At 70.4% G+C, this 1,191-nt stretch carries 1 protein-coding gene; it reads left to right on the forward strand.

Annotated features, from left to right (window positions below; translation table 11 throughout):
* Positions 1-53: 53 nt before the first annotated feature.
* A partial coding sequence (locus LQV45_RS34095; protein WP_230012279.1) for an alpha/beta fold hydrolase occupies positions 54-1,191 on the forward strand: 1,138 nt, incomplete at its 3' end.

Consider the following 1,191-nt stretch of genomic DNA (forward strand, 5'->3'; position numbering starts at 1 on the left):
CTCCGGTTCCCGCGAGGCGGCCACCCGTGGCTGATCTCCCAATGACGGGGCTCATGGGAGCCGCCCTGCTGGAGACTGCCTCCAGCGCCGGGCGCAAAGTTCCGCACAGCGTCCGGGCACGACACACCTACCGGGGAATGCGGACCGCGGAACATTACTTCCAGGTCCCCCTGGACCAATTCAGCGAGGCGGGGCGCCGCGGCGAAACCATCTCCGTGTTCGCCCGCGAGTACGTGTCCACCGAACACAGCGAGGCAGAGGCCGCCGGGCTGCCCTGGCTGCTTTTCCTGCAGGGCGGTCCCGGCGGGCGTGGAAACCGGTTCCCGTCGCTGGGCGGCTGGAGCAAGGCCGCCGCGAAGGACTTCCGGATCCTCATGCTGGACCAGCGCGGCACCGGCCTGTCCTCGCCCGTCGACCGCAACACGCTGCCGCTGCGCGGCACCGACGCGCAGCAGGCTGACTACCTGACGCACTTCCGCGCCGACTCGATCGTCGCCGACGCCGAGGCGATCAGGGCGGCCCTGAACTCGGCCCCGTGGACCATCTACGGCCAGAGCTACGGCGGATTCTGCGCGCTCAGCTACCTTTCCTTCGCCCCCGAGGGGCTGCGCGAGGTCCTCGTGACGGGCGGGCTGGCCCCGCTGGGCGGCTCCGCCGACCGAGTGTACCGGGCCACGTTCCAGCGGGTCGCGGCCCGGAACGCCGAATACTTTGACTGGTATCCCGAGGACCGGGCCGCCGTCACCCGGATCGCCCGGCACCTGCGGGAAACGGAGGAGGTGCTGCCCGACGGCGGCCGGCTCACGGTGGAACGGTTCCAGATGGTGGGCTCGTTCCTGGGCGGGAACACGCGGGTGGACGCGCTGCACCACCTGCTCGAGGACGCCTTCGTGGCGACACCGGACGGCGACCGTCTCTCGGACACCTTCCTGGAGCAGGTCCGGGGCCTCGTGTCCCGGGCCGCGAACCCGTTGTACGCGTTGATGCACGAATCCATTTACGCCCAGGACGGTGCCACCAACTGGGCCGCCTGGCGCGTGCTGGAGGAATTCCCCGAGTTCCGCCCCGACGCCGGCGAACCGCTTCTGACCGGGGAAATGGTGTACCCCTGGTATTTCGAGCAGGACCCGGCCCTGCACCCGCTGCAGGACGTGGCCCGGCTCCTGGCCGAAATGGACGGCTGGGCACCCC

The organism is Microbacterium sp. Bi128 (genome assembly GCF_918698205.1).